Annotated in this window: 16 protein-coding genes; 5 read left to right on the top strand and 11 right to left on the bottom strand. The window is 68.7% G+C overall.

What is annotated here, in order from left to right; translation table 11 throughout:
• The first annotated feature begins 180 nt into the window (after nt 1–180).
• From FPY90_RS01790 to FPY90_RS01775, 4 genes are all read left to right on the top strand, one after another.
• Complete coding sequence (locus FPY90_RS01790; RefSeq protein WP_498683482.1) at nt 181–1,137, top strand: patatin-like phospholipase family protein; 957 nt, start codon at nt 181–183, stop codon at nt 1,135–1,137.
• An 82-nt stretch (nt 1,138–1,219) separates the two neighbouring features.
• A complete protein-coding gene (locus tag FPY90_RS01785) occupies nt 1,220–1,789 on the top strand; it encodes an isochorismatase family protein (RefSeq protein WP_071213298.1) in 570 nt (189 codons plus the stop codon).
• Nucleotides 1,790–1,942: 153 nt separating this feature from the next.
• Complete coding sequence (locus tag FPY90_RS01780) at nt 1,943–3,214, top strand: S8 family serine peptidase (RefSeq protein ID WP_498683480.1); 1,272 nt, start codon at nt 1,943–1,945, stop codon at nt 3,212–3,214.
• Nucleotides 3,207–3,473, top strand: a complete 267-nt coding sequence (locus FPY90_RS01775) for a hypothetical protein (RefSeq protein ID WP_498683479.1) — start codon at nt 3,207–3,209, stop codon at nt 3,471–3,473. Before FPY90_RS01780 ends, FPY90_RS01775 begins: the two co-directional genes overlap by 8 nt.
• Here FPY90_RS01775 and FPY90_RS01770 read toward each other — a convergent pair.
• The 6 genes from FPY90_RS01770 to polA form a co-directional block, all read right to left on the bottom strand.
• Complete coding sequence (locus FPY90_RS01770; RefSeq protein WP_498683477.1) at nt 3,459–4,790, bottom strand: hypothetical protein; 1,332 nt, start codon at nt 4,788–4,790, stop codon at nt 3,459–3,461. The two genes, FPY90_RS01775 and FPY90_RS01770, sit on opposite strands and share 15 nt — an antisense overlap.
• 146 nt (nt 4,791–4,936) lie before the next feature.
• A complete protein-coding gene (rpsA, locus tag FPY90_RS01765) occupies nt 4,937–6,403 on the bottom strand; it encodes a 30S ribosomal protein S1 (protein WP_071213302.1) in 1,467 nt (488 codons plus the stop codon).
• Between the two features lie 162 nt (nt 6,404–6,565).
• Complete coding sequence (locus FPY90_RS01760) at nt 6,566–7,510, bottom strand: polysaccharide deacetylase family protein (protein WP_498683475.1); 945 nt, start codon at nt 7,508–7,510, stop codon at nt 6,566–6,568.
• A 4-nt stretch (nt 7,511–7,514) separates the two neighbouring features.
• On the bottom strand, nt 7,515–8,810 hold the full coding sequence (locus tag FPY90_RS01755; protein WP_498683474.1) for a GNAT family N-acetyltransferase: 1,296 nt from the start codon (nt 8,808–8,810) through the stop codon (nt 7,515–7,517).
• A gap of 59 nt (nt 8,811–8,869) precedes the next feature.
• Complete coding sequence (locus tag FPY90_RS01750; protein WP_498683472.1) at nt 8,870–10,168, bottom strand: GNAT family N-acetyltransferase; 1,299 nt, start codon at nt 10,166–10,168, stop codon at nt 8,870–8,872.
• The gene (polA, locus tag FPY90_RS01745; protein ID WP_498685488.1) at nt 10,168–12,798 is read right to left on the bottom strand and encodes a DNA polymerase I; all 2,631 of its coding nucleotides are present in this window, start codon (nt 12,796–12,798) and stop codon (nt 10,168–10,170) included. Before polA ends, FPY90_RS01750 begins: the two co-directional genes overlap by 1 nt.
• A gap of 85 nt (nt 12,799–12,883) precedes the next feature.
• On the opposite strand from polA, the gene FPY90_RS01740 reads away from it, so the two are divergent.
• Nucleotides 12,884–13,411, top strand: coding sequence for a hotdog fold thioesterase (locus FPY90_RS01740; protein WP_498683470.1), 528 nt, complete (start codon nt 12,884–12,886; stop codon nt 13,409–13,411).
• Between the two features lie 30 nt (nt 13,412–13,441).
• Here the strand turns inward: FPY90_RS01740 and FPY90_RS01735 are convergent, their stop codons facing one another.
• The 5 genes from FPY90_RS01735 to FPY90_RS01715 all read right to left on the bottom strand — a co-directional run bounded on the left by FPY90_RS01735 (nt 13,442) and on the right by FPY90_RS01715 (nt 18,706).
• Nucleotides 13,442–14,005, bottom strand: coding sequence for a dihydrofolate reductase family protein (locus tag FPY90_RS01735; RefSeq protein ID WP_498683468.1), 564 nt, complete (start codon nt 14,003–14,005; stop codon nt 13,442–13,444).
• A gap of 158 nt (nt 14,006–14,163) precedes the next feature.
• Nucleotides 14,164–14,403 (bottom strand): hypothetical protein, encoded by a 240-nt coding sequence (locus FPY90_RS01730; protein ID WP_083410980.1) that lies wholly within the window; start codon nt 14,401–14,403, stop codon nt 14,164–14,166.
• Entirely contained in the window at nt 14,403–15,608 is a 1,206-nt protein-coding gene (locus FPY90_RS01725) for an inorganic phosphate transporter (RefSeq protein WP_071213309.1), read from the bottom strand. Before FPY90_RS01725 ends, FPY90_RS01730 begins: the two co-directional genes overlap by 1 nt.
• Before the next feature lie 251 nt (nt 15,609–15,859).
• Nucleotides 15,860–17,323 (bottom strand): pyridoxal phosphate-dependent decarboxylase family protein, encoded by a 1,464-nt coding sequence (locus FPY90_RS01720; protein WP_498683466.1) that lies wholly within the window; start codon nt 17,321–17,323, stop codon nt 15,860–15,862.
• 15 nt (nt 17,324–17,338) lie between these two features.
• Entirely contained in the window at nt 17,339–18,706 is a 1,368-nt protein-coding gene (locus tag FPY90_RS01715) for an MFS transporter (protein WP_498683465.1), read from the bottom strand.
• Between the last annotated feature and the right edge of the window lie 17 nt (nt 18,707–18,723).

The raw sequence follows: 18,723 nt of genomic DNA, 5'->3' as shown, positions 1-18,723 counted from the left end.
CACCGTTGTGCACCGGCTTTTCGGCGTGGTATTTTTGCGGTGATCGTGAACCATCGGCAGGAGGTGAGTCCCCCATGAACGCAGTATCCACAGTGGGTGCTCCCCTGCAGTCCACGATCGCGCGACCTCACTAGTCGCCACCGGGAGCGCCCCGCAGGCACATCGCGAAAGGCGACTCCCATGAATTCACATCCCTTTAACACCAGGCATTTCACCTTGCCCGCGCTCGACACCGCCCGGACCGCACGAACCGCGAACGAACGGGCGCTGGTCCTGGGCGGCGGCGGATCGGCCGGCAACGCCTGGCTGATCGGCGTCATCGCAGGCCTCCTCGCGGCCGGGTTGGATGTGACCGATGCCGATGTTCTCATCGGCACCTCGGCCGGTGCCACGGCCGCGGCCCAGATCTCCGGCGCAAGCCCCGCCCGGCTGCTGGCCGACATCCTGGCCGCCGAACCCCCGCAACGAACCGCAGGCGGAGGAACCGGCAGTGGACGCGCTGCCGCGGAATCGGCGGCCGGGCACCTGCGCAGGACGGGCGAACTCATCTCCGCCGCCGCCGACCCGGCCGACATGCGCCGCAGGATGGGCGCGGCCGCGCTGGAGCTGGAGGCGGCGTCGGAGGCTTCCGGGCAGGCGCGGTGGCGCGACACGGTCGCGGCCCGGCTGCCCGTCCGGCACTGGCCGGAGCGAACGATGCTTCTCACGGCGGTCGATGCCCGCACCGGGGAACCGGTCGTGTTCGACAGGCACAGCGGGGTCGACCTGGTGGACGCCGTGGCCGCCAGCTGTGCCGCCGCCACCGCCTACGGCATCGGCGAAGACTGGTTCATCGACGGCGGCTACCGGCGATCGAGCGAGAATGCCGACCTGGCGGCCGGTTGCGGGCGGGTGCTGGTCCTCTCCCCGCTCGGCGGGCGGACCCGGCACCCGGCGCAATGGGGCATGGGACTGGCCGTGCAGGTCGACGAGCTGCGCGCCGGCGGCAGCGGGGTCGAAACCATCCTGCCGGATGATGGTTCGCTCGAGGCCTTCGGCAACAACATGATGGACCCCTCGACGCGTCCGGCCGCCGCCCGGGCCGGTTGCGAGCAGGGCAGGGCGCTGGCCGGGCGGCTCGCCGGATTCTGGCACTGACGCCCGCCCCCGGCGGCTCGCCGGTCCCGGCTCCGCGCGCCATATCCCGGCCCGGGCCCCGAAGCGGTGCAATACTGCTGGCATGGACGAACATCGCGAAGGCTCAAAGACCGCACTTGTCATCATCAACATGCAGCAAGGCGTGATGGATTACTGCGTGCATCCCAAGAAGGTCGTCTCCCGCATCCAGGACCTGGTCTCCCGGGCCAGGGACACCGGCACGCCGATCTACTGGGTGCAGGACGAACGCGAATTCGAGCGCCATTCAACGCCGTGGCGCCTGGCCGCCGGACTGGAACCGCAGGACGACGAGCACCGCATCTTCAAGTCCTACCGGGACGCCTTCACCGGCACCGGGCTGCACGCCTCGCTGATCGCCCAAGACGTGGGACGCCTCGTGATCTGCGGTGCCCAATCCGACTACTGCCTGCGCACCGCGGCCGGCCGGGCGGCAGCCATGGGCTACGACGTCACGGTGGTGCGCGATGCCCACACCACCGGAGCGGAGACCTTCGAGGGCCAGTCCCTGACCGGCGACCAGATCATCGCGCACACCAACGCGTACTTCGCCGGACTCGACTACCCCAACCAGGACTTCTCGCTGCTGCGCACCGACGAGGTCGCTTTCCGTCCCGTGGCCACGCACGACTGATGGCCGGGCTCCTGCCGGCGGGTTCCGGGGTCCCCGGCACTACCGGGGACCCGGGAACGACGGTAGGGTTCTGGGTACTCGACTGCCAGCAGATGCTGCTCCCGGGGCCATGGCTTCCGGATCGCGGCGCGCCCACCTGACGAAGGAGCCACGATGTTCGACCCCGACAAGCCGCTTTCAACCGCCGCCGTTCCGGTTCCCGGACGCTTCGTGGTGGTCTTTGACCGCCCCGGGCCGGGGGCCTCCGCCCGCTTCGGCGCCAGGGCCCTGCAGGACGAGGTGCCCGGCATGCTCGAGGCCCAGGGCTTCGACCTCGAGGGCTACTTCCCGCGGCTCGGCGTGGCGGTGGTGGACGCGGAATCCGGGCAGCTGGGCGAGTTGCGGGCCCGCTGCAGCTCCGAGGGCCTGCCCATGCACATCGTCCCGGAAATGCGGTACCGGATCCTGCCGGCGGCCACCGGCCCCGAGGCTTCCGCGGCCCCGGCCTTCGCCGACACCCCCTCGTCGACCTGGGGGCTGGCGGCGGTGCTCGCCGCCGAGTCCGGGTACACCGGGGCCGGGGTCAGGGTGGCGGTGCTGGACACCGGCTTCGACGCCGGGCACCCGGACTTCGCCGGACGCGACGTCACCACCGAGTCCTTCATCGACGGCGAGGATTCCCACGACGGGCACGGGCACGGGACCCACTGCATTGGCACCTCCTGCGGTCCGCGCGCCCTGGACGGGGCCCGCGGCTACGGGGTGGCGCCCGGCGCCTCCATCTATGCGGGCAAGGTCCTGGGCAACGACGGGTCCGGAACGGACTCCGGCATCCTGGCCGGGATCGACTGGGCGCTGCAACACGACTGCCACATCGTCTCCATGTCCCTGGGCGCCGACGTGCGCCAGGTGCACCCGCCCTATGTGGCCGCGGGCCGGCGCGCGCTGGAACGCGGCACGCTGATCATCGCGGCGGCCGGGAACAACGCGCGGCGCTCGGCCGGGGAGCCGGGATTCGTCGGGGCTCCGGCCAACAGCCCGTACATCATGGCCGTCGGTGCCCTGGATTCCCAACTGGCCGTCGCCGATTTCTCCGCGCGCACGCTGCCGGGACGCGGCGGCCAGGTCGACATTGCCGGCCCCGGGGTGGGGATCTACTCCTCGTGGCCGATGCCCCAGCGCTACAACACCATCAGCGGCACCTCGATGGCGACCCCGCATGCCGCGGGCGTCGCCGCGCTGCTGTGCGAGGCCACCGGTTTCCGCGGCCGCGAACTGTGGGCGGAGCTGGCCCAGGAAGCCCAACGGCTGGAGCGGCCCTCCGTCGATGTCGCAGCGGGCCTGGTGCAGTCCCCTCCCCCGGCCGCTCCCGAATCGCCGGCCCCGGCAGCGCAGGAACCTGCACCGGAGGACGAATCACCGGAAAGCTACTACGGCCATGGATGACTCCGGCCGGACACCGCTGCCGCCAAGCACCACCTTCATCGTGACCGTCCAGGACGCCTACCTGGAACGGGTCCAGGAGGTTGCCCACGACCTGGAGGAAGCGGGCCTGGCCATCGACCGGGTGCTGGGCAGCCTCGGCCAGGTGGTGGGGCACGCCGAGGATTCGGGGCGGGCCCGGCTGGCCGGGGTGCGCGGGGTGGCGTCGATCGAGCCCGAACGTCGTTTCGGGATCGCTCCCCCGGAATCAGGGCTTCAGTAGCTGCGGGGCGGCTTCCGGGAAATAACCCGGCATGTTCCCGTGGCTGCGCAGCGCGCACCCGGACAGGCCGATGGCGCGCAGGTCGATGACGTCGATGAGCTCGTCCTCGCCCAGCCAATCCATGGCCTCTGCCAGTCTCGGGCCCGCCGGCTCGCGGTCCTTCGCCGCGCGGCGCCGCAACCGTTCGGCCACCAGCAACCCGGAATGCCGTGCCCCGGTGTCCTGGTACAGCGATGCACCACGCATGGATCCCACATGGAACAGCAGCCTGCCTGTTGCCCGGTGCTCGGTGTGGGGATCCAACGCCTCCGACACCTCGTCGTAGGTCCACTGCTTGTCGGCCAGCAGCAGGAAGTCCCCGGCGGCCAGGGAGTTCAGGTGCCCGGCACCGTGGGCCGGGCACTCCTCATCGACCCAGATCGAGGCACGCGGCCCGGCCTCCGTTTCGGGCTCCAGGCCCTCGGCGCACGTGCAGCCCCGCGTGCGCCGGGCTTCGCCCAGCGGCATCGGGGGAAGCTGGGTTTCGAGCGCTTCGAACACCTCGTGCGGGTCGGCATCCCCCACGTCGATGACCAGCCAGCCGTGGCGCGGGGTCACGAGGAATTGCCCCAGCAACACGAGCAGGGCCTGCAGGGCCACCACCGCACCCAGGACCGCAAGTGCCAGCGGCCAGCTTTCCAACGGGTCGTCGTTCTCCTTGAGGATCGGCGCCTCCAGGAGCCGGGCATGGGGTCCGGCCAGCAGGAGCGCCCCGGCCAGGAATCCAAGAACTCCGAGCCCCAGGGCCGTGAACCGGCCCTTGCCGGGAGGCAGTCGCGGCCAGCCCTCGGGCAGCTCGGCCTGCGACACCCACGCCTTGGGTGCATCGCGCGGGCACAGGAAGCGCACCTGCCGCACCCGGGCCCACGCGTCCGTGCCCGCAATCCCAATCAGCAGCACGGCGGCGACCGTCCAGGTCCAGGCCGGCTGCCCGAGCACGTGGCTGCCCGCCGCGATGCCGGAGACCACCAGCAGGCCGATGCCCGGAAGCCTGCGGAGAAGGACGAATCCGGCAAAGACCAGCGCCTTGAGGCAGGCCAGCAACCCGTCGCGTGCCCAGTGGACCCATTCGGGGACCGGGGACTCGACGGCGCGCATGTACTCGGCAAAGCTCGCCGGTTTCGCCTCCGGCCCGTTGGCCAGGTGGAGCAGCAACGACGCGGCCAATACCAGCCACGCGGCCCAGAACAAGAGGTTGGTGCCCGGCCGCCTCGGCAGGGTCCCTCCCGCGGGAGTGGAGAGCGCGACCAGTGGAAGCTGGCCGGGCACGGAAGGCAACGAAACCAAGGTATTCCTTGTCAAAGAGGGCTTAATGATCATTTCCACCCTACCCGGGAACGCCGAAGGCCCCTTCCACCCGTGGTGGAAGGGGCCTTCGGTCAAGCTACCTCGCGTGGATCAATGATCCGTTGGCGCAGGAAAGCTTAGGCGCCGGTGAGCTTCTCGCGCAGTGCTGCGAGGGCCTCGTCGGATGCCAGGGTGCCTGCCTCGGGAGCCGGGGCTTCCGAGGAGTAGGACGAAGAAGCGGACTCGGCCGGAGCCGATTCTGCGGCTGCGTCGTCGAGCAGGTGCTGGGCAACCTGCTTCTTGTGGGCTTCCCAGCGGGTCTGGGCGTCAGCGTACTGCTGCTCCCAAGCTGCGCGCTGGGTCTCGAAGCCTTCGAGCCACTCGTTGGACTCCGGGTCGAAGCCCTCCGGGTACTTGTAGTTGCCCTCTTCGTCGTACTCTGCGGCCATGCCGTAGAGTGCCGGATCGAATTCGGTGCCTTCCGGATCGACGCCCTCGTTGGCCTGCTTGAGGGACAGCGAGATGCGGCGACGCTCGAGGTCGATGTCGATGACCTTGACGAACAGCTCGTCCCCGACGGAGACAACCTGCTCTGCCAGCTCCACGTGGCGCACGGCCAGCTCGGAGATGTGCACGAGGCCTTCGATTCCGTCTTCGACGCGCACGAATGCACCGAACGGAACAAGCTTGGTGACCTTACCCGGAACAACCTGCCCAAGGGCGTGGGTGCGGGCGAAGGTCTGCCACGGATCTTCCTGGGTGGCCTTGAGCGAGAGCGAAACACGCTCGCGGTCCAGATCCACTTCGAGAACCTCGACGGTGACTTCCTGGCCAACCTCGACAACCTCGGACGGGTGGTCGATGTGCTTCCAGGACAGCTCGGAAACGTGGACGAGGCCGTCTACGCCGCCAAGGTCCACGAATGCACCGAAGTTGACGATGGAGGAAACGACGCCCGGACGAACCTGGCCCTTTTCCAGCTTGTTGAGGAACGTGGAGCGAACCTCGGACTGGGTCTGCTCGAGCCATGCACGGCGGGACAGCACAACGTTGTTGCGGTTCTTGTCCAGCTCGATGATCTTGGCTTCGATTTCCTGGCCGATGTACGGAGCCAGATCGCGCACACGGCGCATTTCGACAAGCGATGCCGGCAGGAAGCCGCGCAGGCCGATGTCGAGGATAAGGCCGCCCTTGACCACCTCGATGACGGTGCCGGTAACGACGCCGTCTTCTTCCTTGATCTTTTCGATGTCGCCCCAGGCACGCTCGTACTGAGCACGCTTCTTGGACAGGATCAAACGACCTTCCTTGTCCTCCTTGGTGAGGACGAGGGCCTCGACGTTGTCGCCGACGGCGACAACGTCGCCCGGGTCAACATCGTGCTTGATGGAAAGTTCGCGGGAAGGGATGACACCTTCGGTCTTGTAACCGATGTCGAGCAGAACTTCGTCGCGGTCAACCTTGACGACGATGCCTTCGACGAGGTCGCCATCGTTGAAGTACTTGATGGTGGCGTCGACGGCAGCGAGGAAGTCTTCAGCAGAGCCAATGTCGTTGATTGCAACGACCGGGGCACTGGTCTTCTCGTTGGAGGTGATGGTCATGTAGTAGGGACTCCGATGTGGATAGTCTGTATGAGTCGGGCAGCCGGAAGCCCCGGCATATTCCGAATTTAGCTTGGGTGCGGGCACGGCAATAGCCGCAACACGCTCGCCTAGTCTATTCCCCTGCACCCTGCCGGGTCAAAACGGCAAACCTGCAAGTTGTCAAGCCGACGGGGCACCGGTTCGGGCCCCGAAGGCCTCGGACAGCGTGAGCAGGGCCAGTTTCCGGACTGCCAGCGATTCGAGCAGCCCGGGCAACGCCTCGGCCACGCCGCGGGCGGTTTCCGAGGCCGGGCGATTGAAGTGCCCGATCCCCACGTCCCCCGCACGCAGCGCCCTGGTTTGCGCCGCCACGCTCGCGGCCCGGAACGTCGCCCCGGCGTCGAGGTTGACGGTGAAATTCATCGGGACCAGGCCCAGCTCGCGGCACAGCGCGGCACCGAGCTCGTCCTGGTACGCGGTCCCGGAACGGAAGAACTTCGCCTGGATCCCGAAGGTGTCGGCCAGGTAGCGCTGGTTGTCCATGATCTCGTCGTAGGCGGCCGCAATGCTGGCGGTGCCCGGGATGCCGTAGGCCGCCTGCCCCCGGCTGGCCAGCGGCGCGTGGGTGGTGCCGTGGTTGGCGATCTCGAAGAGCGGGTCGGCGGCCAGCTCCCGGACCAACCCCTCGTTGGCCGCCGCCCACCGCTGGTTGATGAACAGCGTGGCCGGCGCCCGGTGCTTGCGCAGCACCTTGACCAGCGCGGCGTCGTAGCCTTCGCCGTTCGGTCCCCCGCAGGCGTCGAAGGTCAGCGCGGCTCCGCGCGCCGAGGCCGGCAGGCCCAGCTCGATGCCATTGACCTCCAGCCCGAACGCGCCGGAGGGCTTCGACGCGTAGGCGGAGAGAACCGCGCTGCGGCTGGGCACCGCGCGGGCCGGGGCGGCTGCCGCGGCAGGCGGCGACGGTGCGGGTGCCGGGGGCAACGGCGCCGTGGCGGCGGTTGGCGCGGGACCCTTCGGGGACAGCGGATCCGCGGCGCAGGAGGCCAGCAGGGTGGCACCGGTCCCGAGCAGGGCAGCGAGCAGCGTGCGGCGCCCCGTCGGGGAGCCGGGAAACGGTGTGGGCATTGAGCTAGAAATCCGCCTGGCAGTAGGGAATGGTGTCGGTGGCGAACAGGGCGTTGAGCGTGCCCAGCGCTTCGGGCGTGTGGACCTCGAGCACCCCGGAGGCGGCCAGGTGCGTGGCGCTGAAGCCGCCCAGGTAGAGCGAGGCCAGGTCGCGGACATCCACGCTGGCCTCGGGCACGGCCCCTTCCGGTGCCCGGCTGACCCCGGCTGCGGAGTCCTGGACCACCAGGTCCCAGATGCCGTCGGCGAATCCCAGGGCGTCGTGCACGCGCAGCCGGATGTTCCCGTCGCGCCCGTAGCTGCGCGCGGACAGCGCGGTCTCCAGGTCAAGGATGCGCAGCCAGAGGTGGTCCCCCAGGGAGGTGGCCTTGTAGGCGCGCGCGTTTTCCAGGGCGGTGGGCAACACGTCGTCGACCGGTCCGCGCCCGGTGATCTTTTCCACCAGGTCGTGGGCGCCGAGGTACGCGACCAGTTCGCGGCGGGCGGCACCGGTGGCGGTGCACATCTGGCCGATTTCCATGGTGGGCGGGGCGGTCTTCCACCCGGAGAACAGGTAGCTCATGAACCCGTCGGGCCTGCCCTGGGCATCCAGGTGCAGGGCGGCGCGCAGGTTCTTCACCGGCTTGAGCGAGTCGTAGTCCTCCCACAGCCCGGCTGCCTGGCCCACGTCGAATTGCGTGGCACTGATCGAGCCGAGCGTGTGGGCGTGGGCGGCGGCAAAGATGCCCGGGGCGTAGTTCTTCAGTTCCCCGGGGGCAATGGCCACCACGGTGCCCTCGTGCTCCACGCGCAGGTCCGCCCCGCGGTGGGTCTTGAGCGCGAAGCGTGCCCGCTGGGTGGCCCGGCCGAACCCGAAGCGCCCGTAGATGGTCGCCTCCGAGGCGGTCAATGCGGCGAACACCATCCCGGCCTCGCGGGCGCCGGCCAGGTCCTCGGTGATCAGCCGGCGCAGCAGGCCGCGGCGGCGGTGGGTGGGGCTCACGGTGACCGAGGTGATCTGGTGCACCGGCATCAGGTTCCCTCCCCCGATGTTCAGCGTCCCGGGGAACGAGGCATAGGTGGCCACCGGGGCCTCGGCGTGCAGCGAGGGCTGCACCGCTGCCTCGTCGTAGACGGCGGTGAAGGTGGTGTTGTCGTTGGCCTCGAGCCCGGCGAGGATCTTCAGTTCCTCGGGCTCCAGCGCGGCCTCGTGGAAGCCGCGGCTGATGGCCGTGAGGAATTCCACGGTGGCCGCGGAAGGGACACCGTCGATGAGCTCGGGTTCGAACCGTTCAATGCGAATCGTGGTGTCTTCACTCATGGTCGTGGGGTGCTCTCTGGATGGGGATCGGGTGGGTGGGGGCCGCTGCCGGTATGGGCCTAGAACCCGTTGATGGCGTGCGGCACGCCGGGGATGTCCAGCAACGCGGCCAGCTCGCCCGTCCGGGCGGGCGAGGCCGGTTCCAGCAATCCGGCGGCGACGAGCTCGGCGGTGCCGACGGAGCCCAGCAGCAGCGGTGCCAGGGCAACGACGCCACATGTGGCATCCGCCGGGGACGCCTCGGCCAGCGTCGAGACGCTGGCCCGTCCCTCGCGGATGTCAAAGCCGTAGCGCCCGGCGGCCAGGCCCATCGGGTCGGTGACCGCAAGCGTGAAGGAACCGGTGCCGCGGTATTCCCTGGCCTCGAAGGCCGCGGGCACATCCAGCACCCGCACCCACAGCCCGTGCCCGCGTTCGCTGAAGCGCACGCGGGCCGGGTCTTCCAAGGCCCAGGGCAGCGGGTCGTTCGCCGCGGCAAAGGGGCAGGAAACCGATTCGATGAGGTCGAAGCTGGCCAGGAAGCGGAAGATCTCGCGCCGGGCCACCTCGGTGGCCGCGACCAGGTCGCGGACCTTGAGCGTGATCGGCTTGGGGTCCCAGCCGCCGAAGACGTAAGTCACGTACCCCTGGATGTCCCCGGTCCCGTCCAGGTACACCGCGGCGCGCAGCTGGGGTTCCGGTTCCGGGCCCTCCTCGCCCCAGGCGCCGGTGGCGTGGCGGAGGTAGGCCTCCTGGCGTCCCACCGAACCGCGGCGGGCGGCGTGGAAACGCTCGAAGACCGCCGGGGCGATCGGTGCCAGCTTCTCCGGTGCAAGCTGCACCATGGACCCGGTCGCCGGCGCGTGGAAGCGCACGTCCCCGCGCACATCCAGGTGCAGCACCTGGGTCTCGGTCACCCGGCCGAAGCCGAAGCGCCCGTAGATGGTCGCCTCGGAGGCGGTCAGCGCGGCCACCGGGTACCCGGCGTCCTTGGCGCGGGCCAGGTCCGCGGACATCAGTTCGCGCAGGATGCCGCGGCGCCGGTGGGTGGGCCGCACCGTGACCGCGGTGACCAGGTGCGCCGGGACCACGGCGGCCCCGAGGTTCAGCGTCTTGGCGAACGTGCCGTAGGTGGCCACCGGCACCAGCGGGTCAACCAGGTCCCGGGGGCGCGAATCGTCCCAGACCGCGGTGAGCACCCGCTCGTCGACCTGGTGGGATTGCAGCATCTGTTCGAGCTGCTCGGCGGTGGTGGGCTTGTAGTGATAGAACCCCTCCCACACCGCGTTCACCCAGGCGGCATAGCCCGGGGACGCGACGCCGGTGTCGGCGCCGCGTTCCACCGCGACGTTTCCGAGGCGCAGGTGCCCGCCAAGCATCAGTGTCCGGCGTCCTGCCAGGAGGTGCCGATGCCCACGTGCACATCGAGCGGGACCAACAAATCCGCGGCCGCGCCCATCTTCTCGCGCACCAGTGCCTCGACGGCCTCGAGCTCGCCCGCGGCGACCTCGAGGACCAATTCGTCATGGACCTGCAGCAGCATCCGCGACTTCAGGCCGGCCTCCGTCAGGCCTTCCTCGACCCCGAGCATCGCGCGCTTGATGATGTCGGCAGCCGAACCCTGGATCGGGGCGTTCAGCGCGGCCCGCTCGGCGATGTCGCGCAGCTGGCGGTTGTCGCTGGCCAGCTCCGGAAGGTAGCGGCGCCGCCCGAAGATGGTCTCGGTGTAGCCGTCCACGCGGGCCTTGGTGACGACGTCGCGCAGGTAGTCGCGGACCGCGCCGAAGCGGGAGAAGTAGTCCTTCATCAGCGTGCGGGCCTCGTCGACGGAGATCCGCAGCTGCTTGGACAGGCCGAAGGAGCTCAGCCCGTAGGCCAGGCCGTAGCTCATGGCCTTGACCTTGGAGCGCATCTCGTTGGTGACCTCCTCGGGCTCGACGTTGAACACGTGCGAGCCGACAAAGCGGTGCAGGTCCTCGCCGTCCTTGTAGGCCTGGATCAATCCCTCGTCCTCGGAGAGGTGCGCCATGACGCGCATCTCGATCTGCGAGTAGTCCGCGGTCAGCAGCGTCTCGTAGCCCTCGCCGACGACGAAGACCTCGCGGATGCGCCGGCCGGCCTCGGAGCGCACCGGGATGTTCTGCAGGTTCGGGTTCAGCGAAGACAAGCGTCCGGTCGCCGCGACGGTCTGCGCGTAAGTGGTGTGGATGCGGCCCTCGGGGGCCACGGCCTTGCGCAGGCCCTCGACGGTCTGGCGCAGCTTGTTCGCGTCCCGGTGCGCCATCAGCGCCTTCAGGAACGGGTGCCCGGTGTTCTCCAGCAGGTCCTGCAGCGACTCGGCGTCGGTGGTGAAGCCGGTCTTGATCTTCTTGGTCCGCGGCAGGTCCAGTTCCTCGAAGAGGACCACCTGCAGCTGCTTGGGGCTGGAGAGGTTGACCTCGTGGCCGATGGCCTCGTAGGCCTGGTCGGTGGCCTGGTTGATGCCGGCGGTGAAACCGTCGTAGAGCTCGTCGAGCTTGGCGGTGTCGATGGCGATGCCGGCCATCTCCATGTGCGCCAGCACCAGCGAGAGCGGCATTTCCAGCTCCTTGAGCAGGGTCTCTCCCCCGCGCTCCACGAGCATCCCGGCCAGGTGCTGGGACAGCTGGCGCACCACGTGGGCTGCGCGCACCGCCGGGGTGGCATGGTCCGGGCCTTCGAGGTCGAAGGCCAGCTGCCCGTCGGCCGGGGCCTTGGGTTCCTCCAGCGGGATGCGCAGGTGCTGGGCTGCGATGTCGGGCAACTCGTGGCTGCGGCGGTCCGGCTGGATCAGGTACGCGGTGATCATGGTGTCATCGACGACCCCGGCCAGTTCCAGCCCGTGCTCCAGCAGCAGCTTGTAGGTGCCCTTGAAGTCGTGGACGGCCTTGGCATAGCTCGTCGAGGAAAGCACCTTGGCCAGCGCCTGCCGGGTCTCGGCGTCGATGTCCTGAAGGGAGACGAAGGCGGTGGCGTCATTGGAGGCGAAGGCCACGCCGAGAACGCCGGCACCGCCGGAAGCTGGCGCGGTGGCGGCATGCAGGCCCAGCAGCTGCGCACCGTGGGCGCCGAACCAGCCCTGCAGCGCCGCGGCGTCGCCGAGCACCTCGTGCACCGGGATCACCGCTGCCTCGACGGCGTCCTGCGGCTCGTCTCCGAAGAGGTCGAAGAGGCGCTTGCGCAGGGTGTTGAACTGCAAGGCGTCGAAGAGTTCCTCGATGGCCTCGCGGTTCGGGCGCTCCAGTTCCATGGCATCGATGCCCACCGGCAGCTCGAGGTCGCGCAAGAGGTGGTTCAGGCGGCGGTTGCGGGTCACGTTGTCCACGTTCTCGCGCAGCGAGTCCCCGACCTTGCCCTTGATGGCATCGATGTTCTCCAGGATGCCGGGCAGCCCGCCGTAGAGGTTGATCCACTTCGCGGCGGTCTTGGGTCCCACCCCGGGCACGCCCGGGAGGTTGTCGGCGGTCTCGCCGACCAGGGCGGCCAGGTCCGAGTACTGCTCGGGGCGCACGAAGTACTTGGCCTCGACGGCGTCCCCGTCCATCGGCGGGATGTCGGAGATCCCCTTCTTCGGGTAGAGCACCAGGGTCTTCTGGGTGATCAGCTGGAAGGCATCGCGGTCACCGGAGACCACCAGCACGTCCAGGCCCGCTGCCTCGCCCTTCGCGGCGAGGGTTGCGATGATGTCGTCGGCCTCGAAACCGTCCATGGTGATGGTGGGGATGTTCATGGCTTCCATGACCTTTTGGATCAGGTCGATCTGCCCGTAGAACTCTTCCGGGGTCTTGTTGCGCCCGGCCTTGTACTCGGTGTATTCCAGTGAGCGGAACGTGGGGGTGTCCAGGTCGAAGGCCACCGCCACGTGGGTGGGCTTCTGCTGCCGGATCATCGTCAGCAGCATCGACACGAAGCCGTGGACCGCGTTGGTGTGCTGCCCGGTGTCGGTTGCAAAGTTTTCCGCCGGCAATGCGTAGAAGGCGCGGAAGGCCATGGAGTGCCCGTCGATGACGAGCAGGCGCTGGGGATCGGTTGCCACAAGTTTGGTTGATTCGCTCACAGGTGCCAGCCTAGTTGGCATGGGCAATAATTTCACTGAAGACAACGCACCGGCCGTCGAGACATCTGGCACCTTTGCCTCCAACGGCGCATCGGCGGGCAATCCGCACGCCCGGCAGCTGGCCGCTCACGGCGTCCCCGAGGCGATGTGGCCGATGCTGGCCAGCCACGGGGTGGGTTCGCTGGTGGAGAAGCTGGGCATCGTTTTCTCGGAGATCACGGCCGACCGCGTGGTGGCCACGATGCCGGTGGAGGGCAACCAGCAGGTGGCCGGGATCCTGCACGGCGGGGCGTCGGTGGCGCTGGCCGAGACGCTGGGGTCCTTTGCCGCGGCGGTGCACGGCAAGGGCGCGAAGAAGCCCGTGGGCGTGGACATTTCCGCAACCCACCACCGGGCCGGGGTCACCGGCTTGGTGACCGGGGTCTGCACCCCGATCCACCTGGGCCGGACTCTCACCACCCATGAGATCGTCATCAGCGACGAGGCCGGCCGGCGCCTGTGCACCTCCCGGATCACCAACATGCTGCTGGACAACCCCGAAAGCTGAGGCGGGCCGGCTGCCGGGCCCGGGCGTCGGTCAGTAGTCGCGGGTCTGGCCCGGTGCCTTGACGATGTCGAACCGGGTCTCGCGCACTCCCCCGGGATATTCCCGGCTGAAGGTCGGGGTCAGCTTGGTGTGCCCGCGCATGGCAAACAGCGGACGGCCGCCGCCGAGCAAGACCGGCATGGTGTAGAGCAGCAGCTCGTCGAGCAGCCCCTCGTCCACGAACTGGCCGGCCAGCGAGCCGCCCCCCAGGACCCAGACGTCTTTGCCGTTCGCGCTGCGTGCCACGTCCCCGGCCCATTCGGTCACGTCGCCGCGGACGAAGGTCAAATCGGCTCCGGGGAACGCGGCAAGTTCCCGGTGCGTGAAGACCCACACCGGCAGCCCCGCGTAGGGCCATTCCTCGAGCGCCTGGTTAAGCAGCCAGGAGTAGGTGTCGGCGCCCATGGCGACGGCCCCGATCTGCCCCATGAATTCGGCGTAGCTTTCCGCCTGCCCCTCGAACCCGTCAAACTCCATGAGCCAGTCGAGTCGATCGTTGTCATCGGCAATGTAGCCGTCGGCCGAGGCCGCCACGAAATACCTGAATTGCGTCATGGGGCCCATCCTATCCATGGGCACGGCCCCGCCGCCGGTATCCGGCACGGGGGTTTCGCGGCCCGAGGGCCGCAATCCGTGCTTAACCGGCTTTCGCCCGCCCGGATCCATTGGATCCGGGCGGGCGAAAGCGCAGGGTGGTTCGGCCGGCGTGCGGCTTAGGCGCCGAGAATCTTTTCACTGAGCGAGGGCACGATCAGGATGATCCCGAAAAGGACCACAATGCCGCACATGGCAAAGCAGCCGTAGGCGGCGAGCTTGGCCGGCATGGCCGAACGCTTGGCATCTTCACCGACGGCGAGCATGCGCACGCCAAAGGAGTATGCCCCGACGATGAACAGGGCGGCGACCCAGGTGGTGACGGCGACGATCAGGAATTCATCCCACTGAATGGTCATTACTTGCTCTCCTGCTTGGCCTTGGCGCGCTCCATCTTGCGACGCTGCTTTTTGGTGGGGATGTTCACTGCGGCACCGGAGACATCAACGTCGCTGATCGCGTTGTTGTGTCCCACGATTTCGCGGCGGGACAGGATCCAGATGACGAGCAAGGCACCGAGTCCCAGGATGCTGACGATGACCAGTCCACCGTTGCCCAGGTGGGCGAGTGCCGCGGCCGCGGCCCCGATGATCGCGGCGGCCGGGAGCGTGAAGAGCCAGCCCAGGGCAATGCGCCCGGCCGTCCCCCAGCGGACTTCTGCGCCCTTGCGGCCCAGCCCGGAACCGATCACGGACCCGGAGGCGACTTGCGTGGTGGACAGTGCAAAGCCCAGGTGCGAGGAGACCAGGATGGCCGCGGCGGTGGAGGTTTCTGCGGCGAAGCCCTGGGCGGGCTTGACGTCGGTCAGGCCCGAGCCCATGGTGCGGATGATGCGCCAGCCACCCATGTAGGTGCCCAGTGCGATGGCCAGGGCACAGGAGGCAATGACCCAGAAGTGCGGGCCGGTTCCGGCATCCTGCAACCCGGAGGCAACCAGGGTCAGCGTGATGACACCCATGGTCTTCTGCGCATCGTTGGTGCCGTGGGCCAGGGCCACGAGCGAGGAGGAGAAGATCTGTCCGTAGCGGAATCCGCCGCGCTTCGGGGAGGCGAGGCCGGACTGGCGCTTGGTGACCGAGTAGGCCAGCTTGGTGCACAGATAGGCGGAGGTACCGGCAATGACCGGTGCCACCAGTGCCGGCAGCAGGACCTTGGACATCAGCACGCTGTAGTCGATGGCGCCGAACCCGGCACCCACGATGGCGGCGCCGATCAGTCCGCCGAAGAGGGCATGCGATGAGCTGGAAGGCAGGCCGAGCAGCCAGGTGAGCATGTTCCAGACGACGGCACCCATCAGGCCCGCGAAGATCATCGCCGGCATGATTTGCACGCCGGTGTCCCCGCCCTCCTTGATGATGCCTCCGGAAATGGTCTTGGCGACTTCGGTTGAAAGGAATGCACCAACAAGGTTGAGAACCGCGGCTAGCGCGACTGCGGCCTTCGGCTTGATGGCACCGGTCGCGATGGGCGTAGCCATCGCGTTGGCGGTGTCGTGGAAGCCATTGGTGAAATCAAAGAACAAGGCAAGTGCAATGACCAGGACGACGATGAGCGTCAGATCCATGTATAAACCAATCTTGGGATTGCGGGCGAGGGCCGGTTCGCGCTGGGTGACTCCGAAAATTCCCGCATTGTTTGCCCAATGTTGGGGGTCTGTTCACCTAAGTCGCAGATTCATCATATGGCCTGCCCCGCGCTAGTCAATTCCCCGGGCAGCACGCCGATACCCCTTCCCCGCCCGTGTATAGGCATGCACGGGCGGGCCGCGGAACCGACGTGAGCGACTTCACGCCTCGAACCGGCATCCCCGCCGGCTCAGGGTTTCGGGCCCGGATCCCGGTCAAGCGGTGCCACCAGGCCGGCCAGAAGCTCGATGAGCAGCTTCCCGGAGGCCGCGCGCGGCAGGGCCTCGACTAGGGCCAGCAGCGGAGCCATGTCCTTGGGCAGCGAGCCATCCGCAGGGGAAACACCCATGGCGGAGAGCACACGCGGCCCCCCGTCGGGTTCCGCACCCGCGGCGGCCGACGGACCCAATGCGGCGAGAACCTGTTGCGGGTCCACGCCCGCGACGCCGCGGACCTCGTCGGCGCAGGTGGCCAGCGCCGCGCACAATTGGGGCAGCACCGATTCGGTGACCGGGGTGATGGTCAGGTGCGTGGTGCGTGCCAGCCAGCTGCCGTCGGGCTGCCGGTAGCCCGGCTGCAGCTGCAGGTGCCATCCGGAGGCAGCCAGCCGGTCGGCCCACAGGTGCGGATCGATGCCCGACCGCTCGCCCGCACCCGGATCCCGGGCCACGGCCAGCAGCGGGCCGGCCGGGAAACCCACCACTTCCAGTCCCTCGATGCCCTTGATGCAGGCGGCCAATGCCGCGGTGGAGCGCTTGCAGGACTCGGCGAGCGCCGCATATCCGCCGACGCCCAGGTGCCTGGTGACGGCCCAGGCCGCGGCCAGCGGTGCGGCGGACTTCGAACCCAGCAACGTGGGATTCACCACCGGATAGCCCGGCCAATCGGTGGTGGCGAAGTATTGGCCGTGCTGGCGCTGCGCGCCCTTGGTCAGCAACACCGAGATGCCCTTGGGTGCGTATCCGTATTTGTGGAGGTCGGCGGCCAGGCTGGTGACCCCCGGAACCGACAGGTCCCAGGGCGGCAGCCCGTCCCAGAACGGCAGGATCCACCCGCCGAAGCAGGCGTCGACGTGGCAGTCGATCCCGCGGGCCAGGGCGGCGGCGGCAACCGGTTCGATCGGGTCGAGGGCCCCGTGCGGATAGGACGGTGCCGAGAGAACGACCAGGGCGGTGTCCTGGCCCATCCGGGCGATCACCGCCTCGGGGTCGACCTGGCCGTTGCGGCCCACCGGGACCAGGTCAAGGGACAGGCCCAGGTATTCGGCGGCCTTGTGGAAGGCTGCGTGGACGCTGGCTGGCGCGAGAATCCTGGGTTGTGCGCTGCCGCGGTGGTTGGCCCGGGCGGTCTTCACTGCCAGCAGGCTGCTTTCGGTCCCGCCGCTGGTGGCGGTTCCCACCACGGTGCGGTCCCCGCCGAGCAGGTCGCGGGCGAAGGTGATGAGGTCGCGTTCCATGTGGGCCACGGAAGTGAACATGGTGGGGTCAAGCCCGTTGACCGGTTGCACCAGGGCCATGGCCTGTTCGGCGAGCGCGTCCAGTTCGGCCAGCCCCGAGTCGTAGACGTAGGACATGACGTGTCCCCCGTGGGTGGGTGCATCCTGTGCCCGCCAAGACCTGAGTTGGTCCAGGATCGCTTCTGCGTCTTGTGGCATCTCCGGTTTTCCCCTTTACTCCGCAGTGGTGCCGAGCGGTTGGTTGAAGTTTGATTCGCGCAGCGGGTAGCGGCGGAACGCCCACAGGCTCAGGGCAATGACCAGGGCGGGGAGCACGCTGAAGGCCAGGATGATTCCGGTGACGGCCGCGGGTTGCTGGGTGGTGGCTTCGCCCGCCAGGGACTCGGCGTATCCGCTGGCAGCCAGGACGACGGTGAGGATCACGGCGCCCAGGGCCATGCCGGTGGTTTCCCCCGCCGTCCACACCCCGCCGAAGATCCCGGCATTGCCCTGTCCGTGTTCCAGGGCATCGTGGGTGATGACATCGGGCAGCATCGACATCGGCAGCGACTGCATCCCGGCATATCCGGCCCCGGCGAGCGCCACCGGGAGGTACACCCAGGTTCCGGGCCGGAGGAGCATCCCGGCCAGGGCCAGGGCGGCGAGGCCGAACAGGACGCTGGAGAGCAGGTAGCTGCGTTCCTTGCCGATCCGCCGGGCGACCATCCGCCAGATCGGGGCAAAGAGCAGTGCCGGGCCGATCAGGGCGATGAACAGGAACGTCACCGCTTCCTCGTCGTGCAGCACCCAGGTGGCGACGTATTGGGCCCCGGCAAGCATTCCTCCGGTGGCCAGGCCCTGCAGTGCGAAGGCCAGCAGCAGCGCGCGGAACGGCTGGCTGCGCCGCAGCACCGCCAGGCCCCGGAGATAGCCTTGGCGGATCGGGGCTCGTTGCACCGTGGCCCGGGTTCCGCCCCTGGGGGCAACCCGGGCGCTGGCCAGGAGACTGGCTCCGATGACGATTCCGGCCACGACGGACATCAGGAAATATCCAAGCCATTGGTTTTCCCCGCCCAGGGTGCGCAGCGCCGGTCCCCCGGCACCGAAGAGCAGGATCGCCAGGGACAGGACGAGCACGCGCAGGGACAACAGTCGGGTGCGCTGGTCGTAGCTGGCGGTCAGTTCGGCCGGCAGGGCCATGTACGGGACCTGGAAGAGGCTGAAGGCCGTGGCGGTGGCGGTGAATGCCACCAACACCCACAGCCCCGCCGCAAGTTGGCCCAGGCCCGCCGGCACGGCAAAGGTGAGGATGAAGAACAGCGGCAGCAGGGATCCACCGGCGACCATGAAGCGGTGCCGTGAACCCGTGGCGGCCAGGTCGCGGTCGCTGCGGATCCCGATGATCGGGTCGATGAGCACGTCCCAGATCTTGGCCACGCCCAGCAGCAGGCCAGCGCCCAGCGCAGCGATGCCCAGGGTGTCGGTCATGTAGTAGATCAGCACCAGCCCGGGGAGCGTGGAAAACCCGCCGGTGCCCATCGAACCGAGAGCATAGGTGCCGATGACCCTGCGTGGAAGCGGGACTTCCCCCGATGTCACCATGGCTTGGAGTCTACGCA

Origin of the sequence: Arthrobacter sp. C2, assembly GCA_024207135.1 — a bacterium.
Classification (GTDB): domain Bacteria; phylum Actinomycetota; class Actinomycetes; order Actinomycetales; family Micrococcaceae; genus Paeniglutamicibacter.
The sequence above is the reverse complement of the archived record's forward strand: the minus strand, read 5'-3'. Positions and strand labels throughout refer to the sequence as shown.

Coding starts and splice junctions, on each gene's coding strand:
- FPY90_RS01790 (WP_498683482.1), top strand. CDS start 181: ATGAATTCACATCCCTTTAACACCAGGCATTTCACCTTGCCCGCGCTC.
- FPY90_RS01785 (WP_071213298.1), top strand. CDS start 1,220: ATGGACGAACATCGCGAAGGCTCAAAGACCGCACTTGTCATCATCAAC.
- FPY90_RS01780 (WP_498683480.1), top strand. CDS start 1,943: ATGTTCGACCCCGACAAGCCGCTTTCAACCGCCGCCGTTCCGGTTCCC.
- FPY90_RS01775 (WP_498683479.1), top strand. CDS start 3,207: ATGGATGACTCCGGCCGGACACCGCTGCCGCCAAGCACCACCTTCATC.
- rpsA (WP_071213302.1), bottom strand. CDS start 6,403: ATGACCATCACCTCCAACGAGAAGACCAGTGCCCCGGTCGTTGCAATC.
- FPY90_RS01760 (WP_498683475.1), bottom strand. CDS start 7,510: ATGCCCACACCGTTTCCCGGCTCCCCGACGGGGCGCCGCACGCTGCTC.
- FPY90_RS01755 (WP_498683474.1), bottom strand. CDS start 8,810: ATGAGTGAAGACACCACGATTCGCATTGAACGGTTCGAACCCGAGCTC.
- FPY90_RS01750 (WP_498683472.1), bottom strand. CDS start 10,168: ATGCTTGGCGGGCACCTGCGCCTCGGAAACGTCGCGGTGGAACGCGGC.
- polA (WP_498685488.1), bottom strand. CDS start 12,798: ATGGCCTTCCGCGCCTTCTACGCATTGCCGGCGGAAAACTTTGCAACC.
- FPY90_RS01740 (WP_498683470.1), top strand. CDS start 12,884: ATGGGCAATAATTTCACTGAAGACAACGCACCGGCCGTCGAGACATCT.
- FPY90_RS01735 (WP_498683468.1), bottom strand. CDS start 14,005: ATGACGCAATTCAGGTATTTCGTGGCGGCCTCGGCCGACGGCTACATT.
- FPY90_RS01730 (WP_083410980.1), bottom strand. CDS start 14,403: ATGACCATTCAGTGGGATGAATTCCTGATCGTCGCCGTCACCACCTGG.
- FPY90_RS01725 (WP_071213309.1), bottom strand. CDS start 15,608: ATGGATCTGACGCTCATCGTCGTCCTGGTCATTGCACTTGCCTTGTTC.
- FPY90_RS01720 (WP_498683466.1), bottom strand. CDS start 17,323: ATGCCACAAGACGCAGAAGCGATCCTGGACCAACTCAGGTCTTGGCGG.
- FPY90_RS01715 (WP_498683465.1), bottom strand. CDS start 18,706: ATGGTGACATCGGGGGAAGTCCCGCTTCCACGCAGGGTCATCGGCACC.